We start from the raw sequence: 16,430 nt of genomic DNA, 5'->3' as shown, positions 1-16,430 counted from the left end.
GAGCAAAAATGCGATTACTCCCAATAGTAGCCATACTCATGAGTATGACAATGCTACAAGGCTGTATCGGTGCTGCCGTAGTGGGTTCAGCTGCCGTTGCCACCAAAAGCGCCACAGATCCACGTACCGTTGGTCAACAGGTTGATGATGGCACACTAGAAGCTCGTGTTAGCGGTCAATTGAATAAAGATAAAGAGATTACAGGTAAAGCACGGATTATTGCGACTGCCTATAAAGGCAATGTTCTACTGACGGGGCAAAGCCCTGATCTATCATGGGCTGAGCGCGCTAAACAAATCGCAGCCAATGTTGAGGGAACCAGTGCCGTCTACAACGAAGTGCGTCAAGGTGAGCCCGTTGATTTAGGCACAGCATCAAAAGATACATGGATAACCACTAAGGTTAAATCCAAAATCCTGACCAGTGACGCTGTGAAATCATCGAGTGTCAAAGTCATTACTGAAAATGGTGAAGTTTTCCTGTTAGGTGTTCTAACCAAACAGGAAGGTGATGCAGCGGCAAAAATTGCCAGTGAAACAGATGGTGTTCGTCGAGTAACGACTGCATTCACTTATCTTAATTAATCATAAACAATAATATATTGTTATAAAATAAAAAGTCATGAGTAAAAATTCATGACTTTTTTATTGTATCGAACCCACGCCATTATTTTTCAGATAATTCCTACCACCAAGAAGGTACATTTGATTCAAGATCCACGCTTGCCTCTTTAATACATAAGAAGACGGTGATTTAACTTTAAACTTATGAGGATTTGGTAAAACAGCAGCTAATAAGGCAGCTTCTTCCATAGTTAGTTGATTTGCTGACTTTTTAAAAAATTGTTTTGATGCCTCTTCTACACCAAAAACACCGTCACCAAACTCCACAATGTTCAAATAAACTGTCAATATCCGTGTTTTAGACCACAAAAGCTCCATAATAGGAGTCATGGCAGTTTCTAATCCTTTTCTTATCCAGCTTCGTCCATCCCATAACCATAAGTTTTTCACCGTCTGTTGAGAGATAGTAGACGCCCCTCTTATTGTGGTTTTTTTACTCATATTATGCTTATAAGCTTTCTCTATTGCTTCAAGATCAAAACCCCAATGATGAGGGAAATTTTGATCTTCTGCTGCGATTACAGCCAAATATAAGTAAGGAGAAATGTGATTTTCATCAACCCACTCGGAACGAGAGACATAAGAAAAATTTAATGTTTTCCATGCGGACAGCTGTCTTTCTACCATGACAGCCGAAAATGGCACTGGCAAGAATTTAAACGCAATAACGGTTAAAAACCAAAAAGCGATTAATGAAAGCAAAATTCGCTTTAACCAGTGCCATAATCGAGAAATAGGTTTCATCATAGAGTGAATTACGCCATTTCTAATACTTTCTCAACGAGTTTATTAATCCCTATTTCAGCCTCTGAGATTGATTGCGCCAGCATATAAGCAGGTGTTGTTACGACTTTGTTAGTATGATCAACTACAATATTATCCACGCTACAGGTAATATGCTTACCGCCCATTTTTTCAATCTGAGCAATCGTTTCCGGATCATTACCAATCGTTAATTCAACTGAAGTGTTTAGTAACTTAGGTAACATCACCGGAGCAATACACATCAGACCTAGTGGCTTTTTTTGCTGATGCATTTGCCGCACTAAACTTAATAGTTCTTTATTAATTTCACACTCACTTCCACGTGTAGCGAAATCACATAAATTCTTTGCTGCACCAAAACCACCAGGAATTATAAGGGCATCTAGCTTATCAGCCTCAGCGGAAGACAAAGGCGCTATTTTTCCACGTGAAATACGAGCAGCCTCTTCCATTTGATTACGATTATCTGTTTTTGTCTCTCCGGTAACATGATTGATAACAGTAACTTGACTTTCATTAGGTGCAAAAAAATGAACTTCAGCATTATTTTTACTCAAAGAAAGCATAGTTAATACTGATTCATGGATCTCGCTTCCATCAAAAACACCACATCCACTTAAAATAACCGCAATTGATTTCATATCTTGCTCCATTTGTAGTAAATTATCTCTGTACCGCAAAAAGGGAATAAACATCAATCTTCATCACAGATTTTAATGAATCTTGTAACAAAATCGCTAATATTTGGTATCTTGGTGTTATTCTCTAAAGCAGTAAACAGATTCCAAAGGTCTGCCCAGAAAGAAAACCATAGGTAGATCAACGTTTTCCCTGGTGTTGGCGCAGTATTCGCGCACCCCAACTTCGGTTGGGGTTATTTTTTTGTACGTCTATCAACGTAGTTTCTCAAAGTTTCTATATCTGACTTCCAATCCTGCTTCAACTCATCAACCCATTCTTGAACATTATCCCACCAAGCAGGCAATTCAGGAGATTGAATTTGTTGCGCAATTTTTTGTAAGTTTTTCAAACCAACTGAGCCAGCAGCACCTTTAATTTTATGCGCTTCTTCAACAATTCCTTTCTGATCTTTAGCCACCATGTTTGAGTCTAAAATTGCTAAATAACCGGGGATCATCTTCTCAAACACTTCAAGACCATCATAAATTAACTTAGGGCCGACTAACTCCATGTACTGTTCGAGCATCTCACAATCTAAAATAGTATCGTTTTTCTCCATAGAAACCTCCTGTAAGCTATCCTGAGAGGTTTCTTGCGCATGTTCACCCCAGAATTGCTCAATAACCTGTTTAAGCGCTGTAACCGATAGAGGCTTGCTTAAAACACCATCCATTCCTGCATCAAAGTACTCTTGTTTATCTTTCAGCACATTTGCGGTCAAAGCAATTAATGGCGGTAAATCATCTTTGCTATAACGTTGATTCAACTCACGGGCAATATCCATACCGGTCATATCTGGCAGTTGAATATCCAGTAACACTAAATCATATTCACCCGGCGCAAATAATGATAACGCCTCTTTACCATTCATGGCGACATCCACAGTATTACCCAATTTTTCTAGCACAGAGCATGCCACAACCACATTCAGCTCAATGTCTTCAACTAACAAGATATGCAATGCAGGCAATGGATAATCATCATCATTTTCTTGTGAGTCGATGATTTCTTCTTCAACCACTGGCGCGACAATCGAAAGGGTAAACGTTGAACCTTCGCCAATCTCACTCTCGACTTGAATGTCTCCACCCATATTTTGTGCTAAGCGACGTGATACCGATAAACCGATTCCCGTTCCTGTTGCAGGTTTACCACCAGCACTATCAGTCACTTGATAATACATAGCAAAAATCTTATCCAGCTCATCTTTTGGGATACCAATACCACTGTCTTGAACACGGAAAAACAGTTTATTCTCCCCTTCCCGCCAAATACTTAGTTTGACTTCACCTTGCTGAGTAAACTTGACGGCATTACCAATCAGATTCCATAAAATTTGTCGTAAACGTGTACCGTCTGTCAGCACTTTTTCGGGTAATCCAGCAGCCACATCCATAACAAATTTGAGCCCTTTCGGTTGCACCAAAAGACCACTTAAGTTTTCGAGATCATTAACAAATTCAGGTAACGCAATAGGCTGATTATCCAATTGCACTTTACGACGTTCAATCTTATCCATTTCAATCACGTCATTAAAAATATTACCTAACGTGACTGCACTGACATGGATAGTTTTTAAATAATTCATTTGTTCAGTTGTCAGGTCAGTATCGAGCAAAATACGGCTTAACCCAACAATGCCATTAAGTGGCGTACGCAGCTCATGGCTGATGGTAGAAATAAAGGTGGTTTTATCCCTACTCGCGTTCTCTAACGCTTCTTGATAGCGCTTACGCTCTGTAATATCACGCCCAAAGCCCATAAGCCCATGTCGTTTACCTACACGATCATAAAAAGGCACTTTACGTAATTCAAAACAGGCTTTTCGCCCGTCAGGATAAACCAGCCACTGCTCATAAGTTAACGAAACATTGTGACGGAAGACTTTTTCGTCCGTCTCCATAACTTTGGAAGCAATTTCGACATCGTAAATATCCAATGGCGTTAACCCAACAAGGTGTTTTTCACTTTTACCAGTCAGTAGCTCCATCGCACGGTTACACCCCGAAAACTCATTATTTTCATTACGGTAATAAACCAGATCAGGAGATGCATCAAGAAATGAACGCAACAGCACCGATTGCTGCTCCAACTCAACTTGAGTTTGCTCTCGATGCTTCATTTCCTGCTTCAGTTGTTCCAATAATTCGAGGTGAGCGCTCTCAGCTTTTTCACGCTCAATAATTTCTTGATTTAATTGCTCAATATTTCCTTGTAATTGGGTATTCAGTTCCGCATCACGTTTCCGCATCACCTCTAATTTATCCACCATGCGGGAGAGGCGTTGCCGAGACTCTTCAAGTTGCTCTACAACTACGGATAAAAAATAAACGGCTAATGGTGTGATAATTAAACCAAAGAAAATAGAGCCTACCAAATCAAGGCTATCAACTTGACCTCGCAATACAATTGTGACGGCCATTTGCATTATCATTGCCAGCACAACTAATGCAGATGCCAGCAAAAGAGAAAACCTGACTAAGCCAAGCTTCATCATGAGATCGACATAATACTGCGCAAGACCACGAAGCACTTTCATAACCACCCCTCAATATGTTCCTTGCTGAATCATATATCAATTAACGCAAACTCGAATAACTGTTGATAAAAAATGTCGATCTTGCGCATCAATCAAGGTGGACTTTTGCTATCCATACCCACTTTTAACCATGTTCGATTCATATAACTGATATTAAGAACGTCTATATTCCAAAATAAAATAAGGCGTTACCTAACATGACTTAACCCATATAGACTATCATAACACGGTGATATCTTTTAACTTTCAATGGCATAAGTATTTTTCATATCCATCACCTGTATTATTAATTTTATAAAACAGCAAAAAACAAAATAAAAAACCAATTAAAATTAAAAACACAACACATAAACTTAATTAATAAGTAAAAATCAATAGAGATGCATTAAAAAACCTAAATTATATAGTGATGTGTATCACAGTATTTCGGAAAACAAGACCTCTATCACAAAAGCATTTTTAGTGACTTTTTCTTTCATAATCAAACAAATGACATTATTTTATATCGCAAATAATGTTTATTACGCACGATTTGACCTAGAAAAAGAATCTCGCTAATTTAAAACCTTACCGTGTACTGCCCTCTCTTATGATGACGTATACATAATCATTATCCCCACTACTGTTTATTTTTATTAAAAATGAAAAACAGCGGCTTATTGACGCTGTTGTTTGGTGTGCGCAGAAGATAGACCACGGTTAATAGTCAACAAATAAATAAATGGATAAGCAATGTTGTAGTCAAGAAGCGATGACGATGGGAGAAGATTCACATGCTGTATAATCGAAAACTAGAAAAAGACAATTGCGGTTTCGGCCTAATCGCTCATATAGAAGGCGAACCTAGTCATAAAATTGTCAGAACGGCGATCCACGCTCTGGCTAGAATGCAGCATCGAGGAGCAATCCTTGCTGATGGAAAAACCGGTGATGGATGTGGATTACTATTACAAAAACCCGATCGTTTCTTTCACTTAGTTGCTGAAGAACATGGCTGGCGTTTAGCGCGCAACTACGCCGTAGGTATGATCTTCCTCAGCCAAGATGAAACCATTGCGGCTGACTGCCGCCGTATTATTGAAGAAGAAATTTTAGATGAAACCCTTGCTATCGTAGGCTGGCGTGAGGTTCCTATTAATCGAGATATCCTTGGGAGCATCGCCCTATCTAGCCTTCCGAAGATAGAACAATTATTTATTAACGCGCCCGCAGGCTGGCGCCCTCGTGATCTTGAAAGACGCTTATTTGTGGCTCGTCGTCGCATAGAAAAACGGATCACCGATAGCGATTTTTATATTTGCAGCCTCTCAAACCTTGTAACGGTTTACAAAGGGCTGTGTATGGCGACAGACTTACCTCGCTTTTTCCCTGATTTAGCTGATTTACGCATGGAGTCTGCGATTTGCCTATTCCATCAGCGTTTTTCAACCAATACCGTACCACGCTGGCCTCTTGCACAGCCATTTCGTTATTTAGCGCATAATGGCGAAATCAATACCATCACGGGCAACCGCCAATGGGCACGGGCACGTTCATACAAATTTCGCACGCCACTGATCCCTGATTTACAAACAGCTGCGCCTTTTGTTAACGAAACTGGCTCGGACTCCAGCTCTCTCGATAACATGCTAGAGCTACTACTCAACGGCGGAATGGATCTGATCCGTGCAATTCGCTTATTAGTTCCACCCGCTTGGCAAAATAATCCTGATATGGATGATGATCTCAAAGCTTTCTTTGATTTTAATTCAATGCATATGGAACCTTGGGATGGCCCTGCGGGTCTTGTTATGTCCGATGGTCGCTATGCCGCTTGTAATCTTGACCGAAATGGCTTACGCCCAGCACGCTATGTGATCACCAAAGATAAACTCATCACTTGTGCTTCTGAAGTCGGGATTTGGGATTACCAACCGGATGAGGTGGTTGAAAAAGGCCGAGTTGGCCCCGGTGAACTCATGCTGATCGATACCCAAGAAGGACGGATCCTTCATAGCGCAGAAACAGATAATGATCTAAAAAGCCGTCATCCATATAAGTTGTGGCTTGAAAAAAACGTTATCCGTTTAACGCCATTTGAATCAATGAAACAAGAGCAAAATGCGGTGGGACAACGTTCGATGGATAACCAAACACTGGCTACCTATCAAAAACAATTTGCCTATACCAGTGAAGAACTTGAGCAAGTCATTCGGGTGCTTGGTGAAAATGGTCAAGAAGCAACCGGTTCGATGGGTGATGATACACCTTTCGCGGTACTCTCACAGCGCCCTCGTGTACTCTATGACTACTTTAGGCAGCTATTTGCTCAGGTAACTAATCCTCCGATAGATCCCCTAAGAGAGGCGCATGTCATGTCACTTGCCACCTGTATTGGTCGTGAAATGAATGTGTTCTGTGAAGCTGAAGGGCAAGCTCATCGGCTAAGTTTTAAATCGCCCATTTTACTCTATTCTGATTTTCAACAATTACATCAACAAGATAGCCGTTATTACAAAATAAAAACCGTTGATATCACTTATCAGCCTTCGGCTTACTCTTTAAAACAAGCGATTGAACAACTCTGTGAAGAGGCGCAACAAAAAGTACGAGACGGCGCAGTCATGTTAGTCCTTTCTGATCGCCAAATTTCGCCTGAACGCCTACCAATCCCAGCAGCTATGGCTGTGGGAGCGATACAGCATTGTTTAGTCGAAAATAATTTGCGTTGTGATGCTAACCTAATCGTGGAAACTGCCAGCGCGAGAGATCCGCACCATTTCGCCGTGCTGCTCGGTTTTGGTGCAACCGCTATCTACCCTTATCTTGCCTATGAATCCTTAGCGGCTATGTCTGAAAACCAATTGTTTGATAAGCCACTCAATAAAGTGCTATTAAATTATCGCAATGGCATCAACAAAGGACTATATAAAATCATGTCGAAAATGGGTATTTCGACAATTGCTTCATACCGTTGTGCTAAGTTATTTGAGGCTGTTGGGTTACATGAAGAAGTCACCCAACTGTGTTTTGATGGCGTTGTTAGCCGAATTAGTGGGGCTAGCTTTAGTGACTTTGAATTAGATTTATTTAATTTATCACGTAAAGCATGGTTACCACGGCTACCTATAGAACAAGGTGGCTTACTCAAATATATGCATAATGGCGAGTACCACGCTTATAACCCTGATGTCGTGAAAACGCTGCAACAAGCTGTGCATAGCGGCGATTACGCTGATTATCTAAAATATGCACAACTGGTAAATAACCGCCCTGCGGCGACATTTCGTGATCTACTGAACTTAAAAACCAATACTCAGGCGATTTCTTTGGATGATGTTGAACCCGAAGAAGCCTTGTTCTCACGTTTCGATACTGCCGCGATGTCGATTGGTGCACTTAGCCCAGAGGCACATGAAGCTTTAGCCATCGCAATGAATACGTTGGGCGGCTTTTCCAATTCAGGTGAAGGTGGTGAAGATCCTGCTCGTTATGGCACACAAAAACGTTCACGCATCAAACAAGTGGCTTCAGGTCGCTTTGGTGTGACCCCTGCCTATTTAGTGAATGCAGACGTTATCCAAATTAAAGTGGCACAAGGTGCAAAACCGGGTGAAGGCGGTCAATTACCCGGTGATAAAGTCACCCCTTATATCGCACGTTTACGTTACTCAGTGCCAGGGGTGACATTAATATCACCGCCACCACATCATGATATTTATTCAATCGAAGACTTAGCACAACTGATTTTTGACCTTAAACAAGTCAATCCTAACGCGTTGATTTCCGTAAAACTGGTATCAGAGCCTGGCGTCGGCACTATTGCAACAGGGGTTGCAAAAGCCTATGCAGACTTAATCACTGTTGCAGGTTACGATGGTGGAACTGGTGCAAGCCCTATATCATCCGTTAAATATGCAGGATGCCCGTGGGAACTCGGCCTTGTTGAAACCCAGCAGGCCTTAGTCGCTAATGGCTTACGTCATAAAATCCGTTTACAAACCGACGGGGGCTTAAAAACAGGGTTAGATATCATCAAAGCGGCTATTTTAGGTGCTGAAAGTTTTGGTTTCGGGACTGGCCCAATGGTTGCCCTTGGTTGCAAATATTTACGGATCTGCCATCTCAATAACTGCGCTACGGGTGTTGCAACTCAAGATGATACATTGCGCCAACACCACTATCATGGCTTGCCTGAACGTGTGATCAACTACTTCCGCTTTATTGCCAGAGAAACACGCGAACTTATGGCTAAATTGGGTGTTACCAAACTCACTGATTTAATCGGTCGTACTGATTTGCTTGAAATTATTGAAGGCACAACGGCAAAACAAAGCAGAATTAACCTACAGAACCTATTAGAAACTAGTGAGCCTCATGCCGGCGCTGCCGTTTTTTGTACCGAAAACAACCCTCCTTTTGATGAGGGGCGACTTAATCAACGCATTGTGCATGATGCCAAACCTTATTTGGATAAAAAACAATCAAAAACCTTTTTCTATGACATTATGAATACCGATCGCTCAATCGGTGCTGCCTTATCAGGTGAAATCGCTCGCCGCTTTGGTGATCAAGGTTTTGCAGCGTCGCCATTACAATTTTATTTTACAGGTACCGCGGGGCAAAGTTTCGGTGTATGGAATGCAGGTGGTGTTGAACTGATTTTAACTGGTGATGCTAACGACTATGTAGGCAAAGGCATGACAGGGGGAATTATCGCGATCCGCCCACCTGTTGGCTCATCATTTGCAACCCATAAAACAACGATTGCGGGTAACACCTGTTTATATGGTGCCACAGGCGGTAAACTGTATGCCGCTGGACTGGCAGGCGAGCGTTTTGCCGTTCGTAATTCAGGTGCAACCGCAGTCATTGAAGGCATTGGCGATAATGGCTGTGAATATATGACAGGCGGTATCGTGTGTGTACTCGGAAACACGGGGATCAACTTTGGTGCAGGGATGACTGGCGGTTTTGCTTATGTACTTGATGAGGAAGAAAATTTTTCACGTAGAGTTAATAATGAAATGGTTGAGTTATTATCAGTGAATGATTTACCCATCCATGCAGAACACCTACGCGGGCTAATTACCGAACACGTTCGCTTAACTCACTCAGCTCGTGGTGAAACCATTTTAGCGGACTGGGAAAATTGGGTAAGCCGTTTTGCATTAGTCAAACCAAAATCAAGTGACGTCAATGCACTACTTGGACACCGTAGTCGTTCAGCCGCCGAATTACGCGTTCAAGCACAGTAAGGAGAGAAAAATGAGCCAAAATGTTTATCAATTTATCGACTTACAGCGCGTTGATCCGCCAAAAAAGACGTTGAACGTACGCAAAATTGAATTTGTTGAAATTTATGAACCGTTCAGTGCCATTCAAGCACAAACACAGGCCGATCGCTGCCTTTCCTGTGGCAATCCTTACTGTGAATGGAAATGTCCTGTTCATAACTACATTCCTAATTGGCTCAAATTAGCGAATGAGGGACGTATTATCGAAGCCGCGGAGCTTTCTCATCAGACAAACAGTTTACCTGAAGTCTGTGGGCGAGTGTGTCCCCAAGATCGTCTCTGCGAAGGTGCTTGTACGTTAAATGACGACTTTGGTGCAGTTACCATCGGCAATATCGAACGTTATATAAACGATACGGCATTTGCTATGGGCTGGCGCCCCGATCTGTCTCATGTTGTCCCAGTAAATAAACGTGTAGCGATCATTGGAGCAGGACCCGCAGGACTCGCTTGTGCAGATGTATTAGCGCGCAATGGTGTACAAGCCACGGTCTATGATCGCCACCCAGAAATCGGTGGATTACTCACTTTTGGTATTCCAGCGTTCAAACTCGAAAAGGAAATTATGATCCGCAGAAGAGAAATTTTTACTTCAATGGGGATCGAATTCAAACTCAACACTGAAGTTGGAAAAGATATCTCTTTAAATAGCCTAATCGATGAATATGATGCGGTATTTATTGGCACAGGCACTTATCAATCGACTAAAGGACAATTAGCTAACGAAGATGCTAAAGGTGTTCATGATGCCTTACCTTATCTTATTGCCAATACACGCCAATTGATGAAATTCGACGATCAACCTGATGCACCTTATATCGACCTTAAAAATAAACGAGTTATCGTACTTGGAGGGGGTGACACAGCGATGGATTGCGTAAGAACAGCTATTCGTCAAGGCGCTAAAAAAGTCAGCTGTGCCTATCGTCGTGACGAAGCAAGCATGCCTGGCTCACCAAGAGAAGTGAAAAATGCCCGTGAAGAAGGTGCTGAATTTCTATTTAACTTACAGCCAATCAGTATTGAAGTTGACCAACAAGGGAATGTCTGTGGCGTAAAGGTCATCAAAACACAGATGGTTACCACCAACGGAGGACGAGCCCAAGCAGAAGCTATTGAAGGCTCAGAATATTTACTCCCTGCTGATGCCGTCATCACTGCATTTGGCTTCCGCCCACACGCGATGCCATGGCTCGCTGATCATGGCGTTCAGTTAGATAATCAAGGGCGTATCATTGCCAATAGTGATGAATTGATGTCTTATCAAACATCAAATCCGAAAATATTTGCTGGTGGTGATATCGTTCGAGGCTCTGATTTAGTGGTGACTGCGATTGCAGAAGGCCGTAAAGCCGCTGATGGTATATTGTGTTTTATGGGTGTTTAACGTAAAAAGGCAGAGGGGTATCCTCTGCCTAACATTTTTGAGACCCAATACTACTTGATAACTCGAAGAGACGGCCGACCTTTCGGGGGTGGCGTTGGTTCATCATCAGATGATGAATGTTCATCGCTCTCGGGTTCAGACTCATGAACTAACGTGATGCCTTCTGCCGGATTGCTCTCAACCACTTCAAGCTCCGCAGATTGTTGCTCTTCATAAGCGGTTTCAGGTTCAAACATCATACCCGCACCGTTTTCGCGTGAATAAATTGCAATAATCGCGGCCATCGGAACATATACCTGACGAGGTACGCCGCCAAACCGCGCATTGAAGCGAACTTCGTCATTGGTGATCTCAAAGTTGCCTACAGCACGTGGGGCGACGTTCAAAACAATTTGTCCATCACGCGCAAATTCCATTGGAACGAGGGTATTTGGAACTGTGACATCAACCACCAAATGCGGTGTCATATCATTATCGAGCAGCCATTCATAATGTGCTCGTAATAGATAAGGGCGTCGAGGTGTCATAGGCGCCATTTCCATCATGCCACTTAGCCTCGTGCCGAAAGACGCATTTCGCGTTCTAATTCAGTTAATGAAGCTAAGAATGCATCACGTTCGAAAACGCGCTGCATATACATTTGCAGATGTTTGCTGCTAGATGGTTTTAGCTCAATACCAAGTACTGGCAAACGCCATAATAGTGGCGCTAAATAACAATCAACTAAGCTGAATTCATCACTCATAAAGAAAGGCATTTCAGCAAAAACAGGAGAAACAGCGATGAGTTCTTCAGCCAATTGGCGACGTGCATTATCCGCTTCTTGTGCAGTACCCTTCTCAATTTTGCTCATCAAAGAGTACCAATCTTTTTCTATACGATGCATCAGTTGGCGACTTGTACCGCGCGCAACCGGATAGACAGGCATCAATGGAGGATGAGGGAAACGCTCATCAAGATATTCCATGATAATATGTGGGTCATATAGGGTCAGATCACGATCAACAAGAGTAGGCACACTCTGGTATGGGTTTAGATCAATCAGGTCTTGAGGCAGATGACCTTGTTCGACATGCTCAATCTCAACGCTAACCCCTTTTTCAGCCAAAACAATACGGACTTGATGACTAAAAATGTCGGTTGGGCCTGAAAATAATGTCATTACCGAACGTTTATTAGGAGCGACAGCCATTAAAACCTCCAAGTTGCATAAAAATGAGCTAAACTGTAACTGATTTGCAATCATTACCTGTTTGCCCATTAAAATCCCCTGTGCCAAAACCTTCATTTATCCTTAATGAAAGCCAGCACAACCCTCTCGCATTAATACAGCGAGAAATTAGAAAATAAAAAGCAGTCGCATATTCTAGCAGATTTTGTACAACTTAGGGTGACACAGATGAAAAAATCATAACTAAATATTACTTAATTTATATCGACAACCACATTTTAGACTATTACACTAAAAATATAAAATCATTCAGTCTAAAAACCCTAAACAAGGCTCCAAGGTTGTCATGGATTATCTAGACAGTATAGATAAAAATAACCTTCTCTTAATTATATTCCCTTTTTATTTAATTTTTTAACACTGCACAAGTAAAATTGCCGTTGCATAACCTAGCGGTTAATTTGTTCCTCCATTGAATTATGCACGATCGTGTTTTCAGTCATGTGACACTATCAGAAATACTCTCGAAGAATTTTAATTTTGGATCAAAGTATCACTTATGTAAGGCATTACTAACGCATTTATGTGCCAAAAATATTATCTAGAAACCAATCATTCTTTCAAGATGAAGAGGTGAGACGCATAGATAGGGTGTATTACTTACTAAGCTTAATAATCATAAATTACAGCCAATAAAAAACCCGCCATAAAGACGGGTTTTTTCATCAATTTTATGCCCAAAGGGCAATAAATTAACGTTTGGAGAACTGTGGACGACGACGTGCTTTACGCAGACCCACTTTCTTACGTTCAACAGAACGCGCATCACGGGTAACGAAACCAGCTTTACGCAGATCAGAACGAAGAGTCTCATCATAAGCCATCAGTGCACGAGTGATACCGTGACGGATTGCGCCAGCTTGACCTGAAATACCACCACCTTTAACAGTGATGTACAGATCCAGTTTTTCCAACATTTCAACCAACTCTAGCGGCTGACGAACTACCATGCGCGCAGTTTCGCGACCAAAGTATTGTTCCAGTGTACGCTGATTGATTGTGATGTTACCGCTACCCGGCTTAATAAAGACACGAGCAGATGAGCTTTTGCGGCGACCAGTGCCGTAGTATTGATTTTCAGCCATTGCTTATAATCCCGATTAAATGTCAAGAACTTGCGGCTGTTGAGCCGCGTGGTTGTGCTCATTACCTGCGTAAACTTTCAGTTTACGGTACATTGCACGACCCAGAGGTCCTTTTGGCAACATGCCTTTAACCGCGATTTCAAGCACACGCTCAGGATTGCGAGCAATCATTTCTTCGAAAGTTGCTTGCTTGATCCCACCTACATGGCCAGTGTGGCGATAGTAGATTTTGTCTTCGCGTTTTTTGCCGGTAACAGCAATTTTTTCTGCATTCAGAACGATGATGTAATCACCAGTATCCACATGCGGAGTATATTCCGCTTTATGCTTACCGCGCAGACGGCTAGCAATTTCAGTTGCAAGACGGCCTAAAGTTTTGCCATCTGCATCAACAACATACCAGTCGCGTTTTACGGTTTCTGGTTTAGCTGTAAAAGTTTTCATTAAAACTTACCCAATATTAAAGTTACACGTTGGTGAACACTCATGTTCATAAACTTTGTGAGGTTCACACGACTCTTGTCCAGCAAACCCACCCCTTCGAGCAGCCTAGCCGGCATTATGCGAAATTTCTTGGGAAATAAAAAATATCGCTGTAACGTGGGGTCGCAAGATTATAGAGAAGTCAGCAACAAAAATCGACCCCAAAACACATTTTTTTTCATCGCGTTAATATTAGCTGCTTTTTTATACAAACGCTAACGACTATACCAACGATTTAAGCCTATCATTTAAGATAAATGCGGTATTGTTAAATATTCTTCACTTTGCATCTCTTGCAAACGTGATAAGCAACGCTGGTACTCGAACGTAAGCAAACTACCTTGATAAATCTGTTCCATAGGCACTTGCGCATTAATAATCAGCTTTACTTTACGCTCATAAAACTCATCAACGAGGGCGAGAAAGCGTCGAGCCGAGTTTTCTTCTTTAACGCCTAGAGCGGGAACGTCATACAACAAAACGGTATGATAGCAATTCGACAGATAGATATAGTCATTTTGACTACGAGGTTCTTCACAAAGCGCTTTAAAGCTAATCGCTAACACGCCTTCTGCGGAGCTTATCGCCTGCATTTTACGGTGGTTTACATCCAAAACAGGATTTTGTTGCCCCTGCTTACCCGCTAATTTAATAAAGGTTTCATTTAAATGCTGACGACTTTCATCATTAATTGGATAAAGATAAAGATGCGCTTGGGTCAATGTACGTAAACGGTAGTCAACACCTGCATCAACATTCATGACTTCACAATATTTTTTAATTTGCTCAATCGCAGGTAAAAAACGGGCACGTTGTAAGCCATTTCTGTAAAGATCATCAGGGATAATATTTGATGTGGCGACTAATGCGATACCACGCGCAAATAACCCTTCAAGTAAGGTGCCTAATATCATGGCATCCGTAATGTCAGAAACAAAAAATTCATCAAAACACAAAATATCGGTTTGCTTTTTAAATTCATCGGCAATGATATCTAATGGGTTTTCTTGCCCTTGCAAAGCCATCAAGTCTTCTTGGACTTTTTTCATAAATCGATGAAAGTGCAAACGCAGTTTGCGGTCACCCGGTAAGCTTTCATAGAACATATCCATCAGCCACGTTTTACCACGCCCTACGCCACCCCACATATATAGCCCTTTCACAGGCTCTTGTGTATTGACATGTTTTTTACCTAGCAAACGACCTAAACGCCCCTTTAAACCCGAAGGCTTCTCATTTTGTTCATTTGAAGAGGATGTTGCGACCAACTGTAGATAAATTTCATTTAAACGTTCAACAGCACGCTTCTGTACGTCATCAGGCTGATAGTTACCTTCAGCAAGGGCTTGTTGATAGCGCATAATGGGGGTCATCGGCGACATTAACTGAATAATCCTTAAAAAATTTTCGGTTTTTTTACCGTTATATGGTATACACTGGCTCCATTATAACCAGATTCATTTATTATTTAACGTTTAGTTAACGAGTACTGTACTCGATATCATTTGAGATGCAGGTAGGCGGTTAGCCAAAAGAGACCGCGAGCATAGATAAACTCTGTGAATCAGCTAGCTGAGGGGCGCTACCATTCCCTAACGGAAAGCCCTACATCTTGAAGAATGACGAATATAAAAGAGTAAGAAATTTTGCCTTAGTATTCCACTCGTTAACAGGTATAATAATAAATAGCCAAGCTTAATTTCTGCGAACAGTGAAGTAAACGAAGGAGTCAGCATGACCTGGGAGTATGCACTAATTGGACTAGTTATTGGTTTCATTATCGGCGCATTAGTCGTTCGTTATGGAAACCCAAAACTTCGCCAACAAAAGACAGCACAAGCTGAATTAGACAAGAAAAGCACGGAACTAGAAGAGTATCGTAAAGAGCTCGTTGGCCACTTTGCTCGCAGTGCTGAGCTACTTGATAATATGGCCCGTGACTACCGTCAGCTATATCAACATATGGCGCAAAGCTCTTCTGAACTGATGCCAGATATGCCAGCGCAAGATAATCCGTTTAATTATCGCCTAACAGAATCAGAGGCTGATAATGATCAAGCGCCAGTCAAAATGCCACCAAGAGATTACTCTGATGGTGCATCAGGCCTATTTCGTCCTATCGACGAAAAAGAGAAGTAGTCTATTCTATTCACCAGTAGCTCCACTTACTGGTGAATAGCTCAGCAATTCAATACCAAATATCGTTTTCCATATACATAAAAACAACATATTTAATGCTATAAAATCATCGATTAAATATAGTCAACGCGATATGATTTCATTTGAAATATTTCTTTTTATTTCAAAAATGTATAGAAATTAAAACCCCATCAACATGTCATGTAAATAGATGTAAAAGA

12 protein-coding genes are annotated in these 16,430 nt (G+C 41.6%); 4 read left to right on the top strand and 8 right to left on the bottom strand.

The features are described 5' to 3' along the window. Positions 1-8: 8 nt before the first annotated feature. Complete coding sequence (dolP, locus tag SC428_RS12960; RefSeq protein WP_070928926.1) at positions 9-584, top strand: division/outer membrane stress-associated lipid-binding lipoprotein; 576 nt, start codon at positions 9-11, stop codon at positions 582-584. Between the two features lie 60 nt (positions 585-644). On the opposite strand, the gene mtgA is transcribed toward dolP, so the two are convergent. From mtgA to arcB, 3 genes are all read right to left on the bottom strand, one after another. Further along, the gene (gene mtgA, locus SC428_RS12955; RefSeq protein ID WP_070928927.1) at positions 645-1,370 is read right to left on the bottom strand and encodes a monofunctional biosynthetic peptidoglycan transglycosylase; all 726 of its coding nucleotides are present in this window, start codon (positions 1,368-1,370) and stop codon (positions 645-647) included. Between the two features lie 8 nt (positions 1,371-1,378). Then, entirely contained in the window at positions 1,379-2,029 is a 651-nt protein-coding gene (gene elbB, locus SC428_RS12950) for an isoprenoid biosynthesis glyoxalase ElbB (protein ID WP_140180917.1), read from the bottom strand. 233 nt (positions 2,030-2,262) lie between these two features. Next, on the bottom strand, positions 2,263-4,608 hold the full coding sequence (gene arcB, locus SC428_RS12945) for an aerobic respiration two-component sensor histidine kinase ArcB (protein WP_140180919.1): 2,346 nt from the start codon (positions 4,606-4,608) through the stop codon (positions 2,263-2,265). A gap of 773 nt (positions 4,609-5,381) precedes the next feature. Between arcB and gltB the strand changes: the two genes are divergently transcribed. Together gltB and SC428_RS12935 are read left to right on the top strand one after the other, a co-directional pair. Next, entirely contained in the window at positions 5,382-9,845 is a 4,464-nt protein-coding gene (gltB, locus tag SC428_RS12940) for a glutamate synthase large subunit (RefSeq protein ID WP_318707922.1), read from the top strand. 10 nt (positions 9,846-9,855) lie between these two features. Then, on the top strand, positions 9,856-11,271 hold the full coding sequence (locus SC428_RS12935) for an FAD-dependent oxidoreductase (protein WP_070928930.1): 1,416 nt from the start codon (positions 9,856-9,858) through the stop codon (positions 11,269-11,271). Between the two features lie 50 nt (positions 11,272-11,321). Here SC428_RS12935 and sspB read toward each other — a convergent pair whose 3' ends face one another. From sspB to zapE, 5 genes are all read right to left on the bottom strand, one after another. After that, a complete protein-coding gene (gene sspB / locus SC428_RS12930) occupies positions 11,322-11,816 on the bottom strand; it encodes a ClpXP protease specificity-enhancing factor (RefSeq protein WP_081335975.1) in 495 nt (164 codons plus the stop codon). Between the two features lie 5 nt (positions 11,817-11,821). Beyond that, positions 11,822-12,463, bottom strand: coding sequence for a stringent starvation protein SspA (gene sspA, locus SC428_RS12925; protein ID WP_070929018.1), 642 nt, complete (start codon positions 12,461-12,463; stop codon positions 11,822-11,824). Positions 12,464-13,194: 731 nt separating this feature from the next. Continuing rightward, positions 13,195-13,587: a 30S ribosomal protein S9 gene (gene rpsI, locus SC428_RS12920; RefSeq protein ID WP_004258235.1), complete on the bottom strand. Its 393-nt coding sequence runs from the start codon at positions 13,585-13,587 to the stop codon at positions 13,195-13,197. Positions 13,588-13,602: 15 nt separating this feature from the next. Continuing rightward, positions 13,603-14,031 (bottom strand): 50S ribosomal protein L13, encoded by a 429-nt coding sequence (rplM, locus tag SC428_RS12915; protein ID WP_070928932.1) that lies wholly within the window; start codon positions 14,029-14,031, stop codon positions 13,603-13,605. Positions 14,032-14,318: 287 nt separating this feature from the next. After that, positions 14,319-15,452, bottom strand: coding sequence for a cell division protein ZapE (gene zapE, locus SC428_RS12910; protein ID WP_140186510.1), 1,134 nt, complete (start codon positions 15,450-15,452; stop codon positions 14,319-14,321). A gap of 352 nt (positions 15,453-15,804) precedes the next feature. On the opposite strand from zapE, the gene zapG reads away from it, so the two are divergent. Continuing rightward, positions 15,805-16,209 carry a Z-ring associated protein ZapG gene (gene zapG / locus SC428_RS12905; protein ID WP_070928933.1) on the top strand — a complete coding sequence of 135 codons (405 nt, stop codon included), beginning with the start codon at positions 15,805-15,807 and terminating at the stop codon, positions 16,207-16,209. Positions 16,210-16,430 lie beyond the last annotated feature (221 nt).

This window comes from Providencia sp. 2023EL-00965, from assembly GCF_033550225.1.
Lineage (GTDB): Bacteria > Pseudomonadota > Gammaproteobacteria > Enterobacterales > Enterobacteriaceae > Providencia > Providencia manganoxydans.
The sequence above is the reverse complement of the archived record's forward strand: the minus strand, read 5'-3'. Positions and strand labels throughout refer to the sequence as shown.

What these genes read in the sequence shown, in the direction of transcription:
- dolP (WP_070928926.1), top strand. Translation starts at nt 9, where the DNA reads ATGCGATTACTCCCAATAGTAGCCATACTCATGAGTATGACAATGCTA.
- mtgA (WP_070928927.1), bottom strand. Translation starts at nt 1,370, where the DNA reads ATGATGAAACCTATTTCTCGATTATGGCACTGGTTAAAGCGAATTTTG.
- elbB (WP_140180917.1), bottom strand. Translation starts at nt 2,029, where the DNA reads ATGAAATCAATTGCGGTTATTTTAAGTGGATGTGGTGTTTTTGATGGA.
- arcB (WP_140180919.1), bottom strand. Translation starts at nt 4,608, where the DNA reads ATGAAAGTGCTTCGTGGTCTTGCGCAGTATTATGTCGATCTCATGATG.
- gltB (WP_318707922.1), top strand. Translation starts at nt 5,382, where the DNA reads ATGCTGTATAATCGAAAACTAGAAAAAGACAATTGCGGTTTCGGCCTA.
- SC428_RS12935 (WP_070928930.1), top strand. Translation starts at nt 9,856, where the DNA reads ATGAGCCAAAATGTTTATCAATTTATCGACTTACAGCGCGTTGATCCG.
- sspB (WP_081335975.1), bottom strand. Translation starts at nt 11,816, where the DNA reads ATGATGGAAATGGCGCCTATGACACCTCGACGCCCTTATCTATTACGA.
- sspA (WP_070929018.1), bottom strand. Translation starts at nt 12,463, where the DNA reads ATGGCTGTCGCTCCTAATAAACGTTCGGTAATGACATTATTTTCAGGC.
- rpsI (WP_004258235.1), bottom strand. Translation starts at nt 13,587, where the DNA reads ATGGCTGAAAATCAATACTACGGCACTGGTCGCCGCAAAAGCTCATCT.
- rplM (WP_070928932.1), bottom strand. Translation starts at nt 14,031, where the DNA reads ATGAAAACTTTTACAGCTAAACCAGAAACCGTAAAACGCGACTGGTAT.
- zapE (WP_140186510.1), bottom strand. Translation starts at nt 15,452, where the DNA reads ATGTCGCCGATGACCCCCATTATGCGCTATCAACAAGCCCTTGCTGAA.
- zapG (WP_070928933.1), top strand. Translation starts at nt 15,805, where the DNA reads ATGACCTGGGAGTATGCACTAATTGGACTAGTTATTGGTTTCATTATC.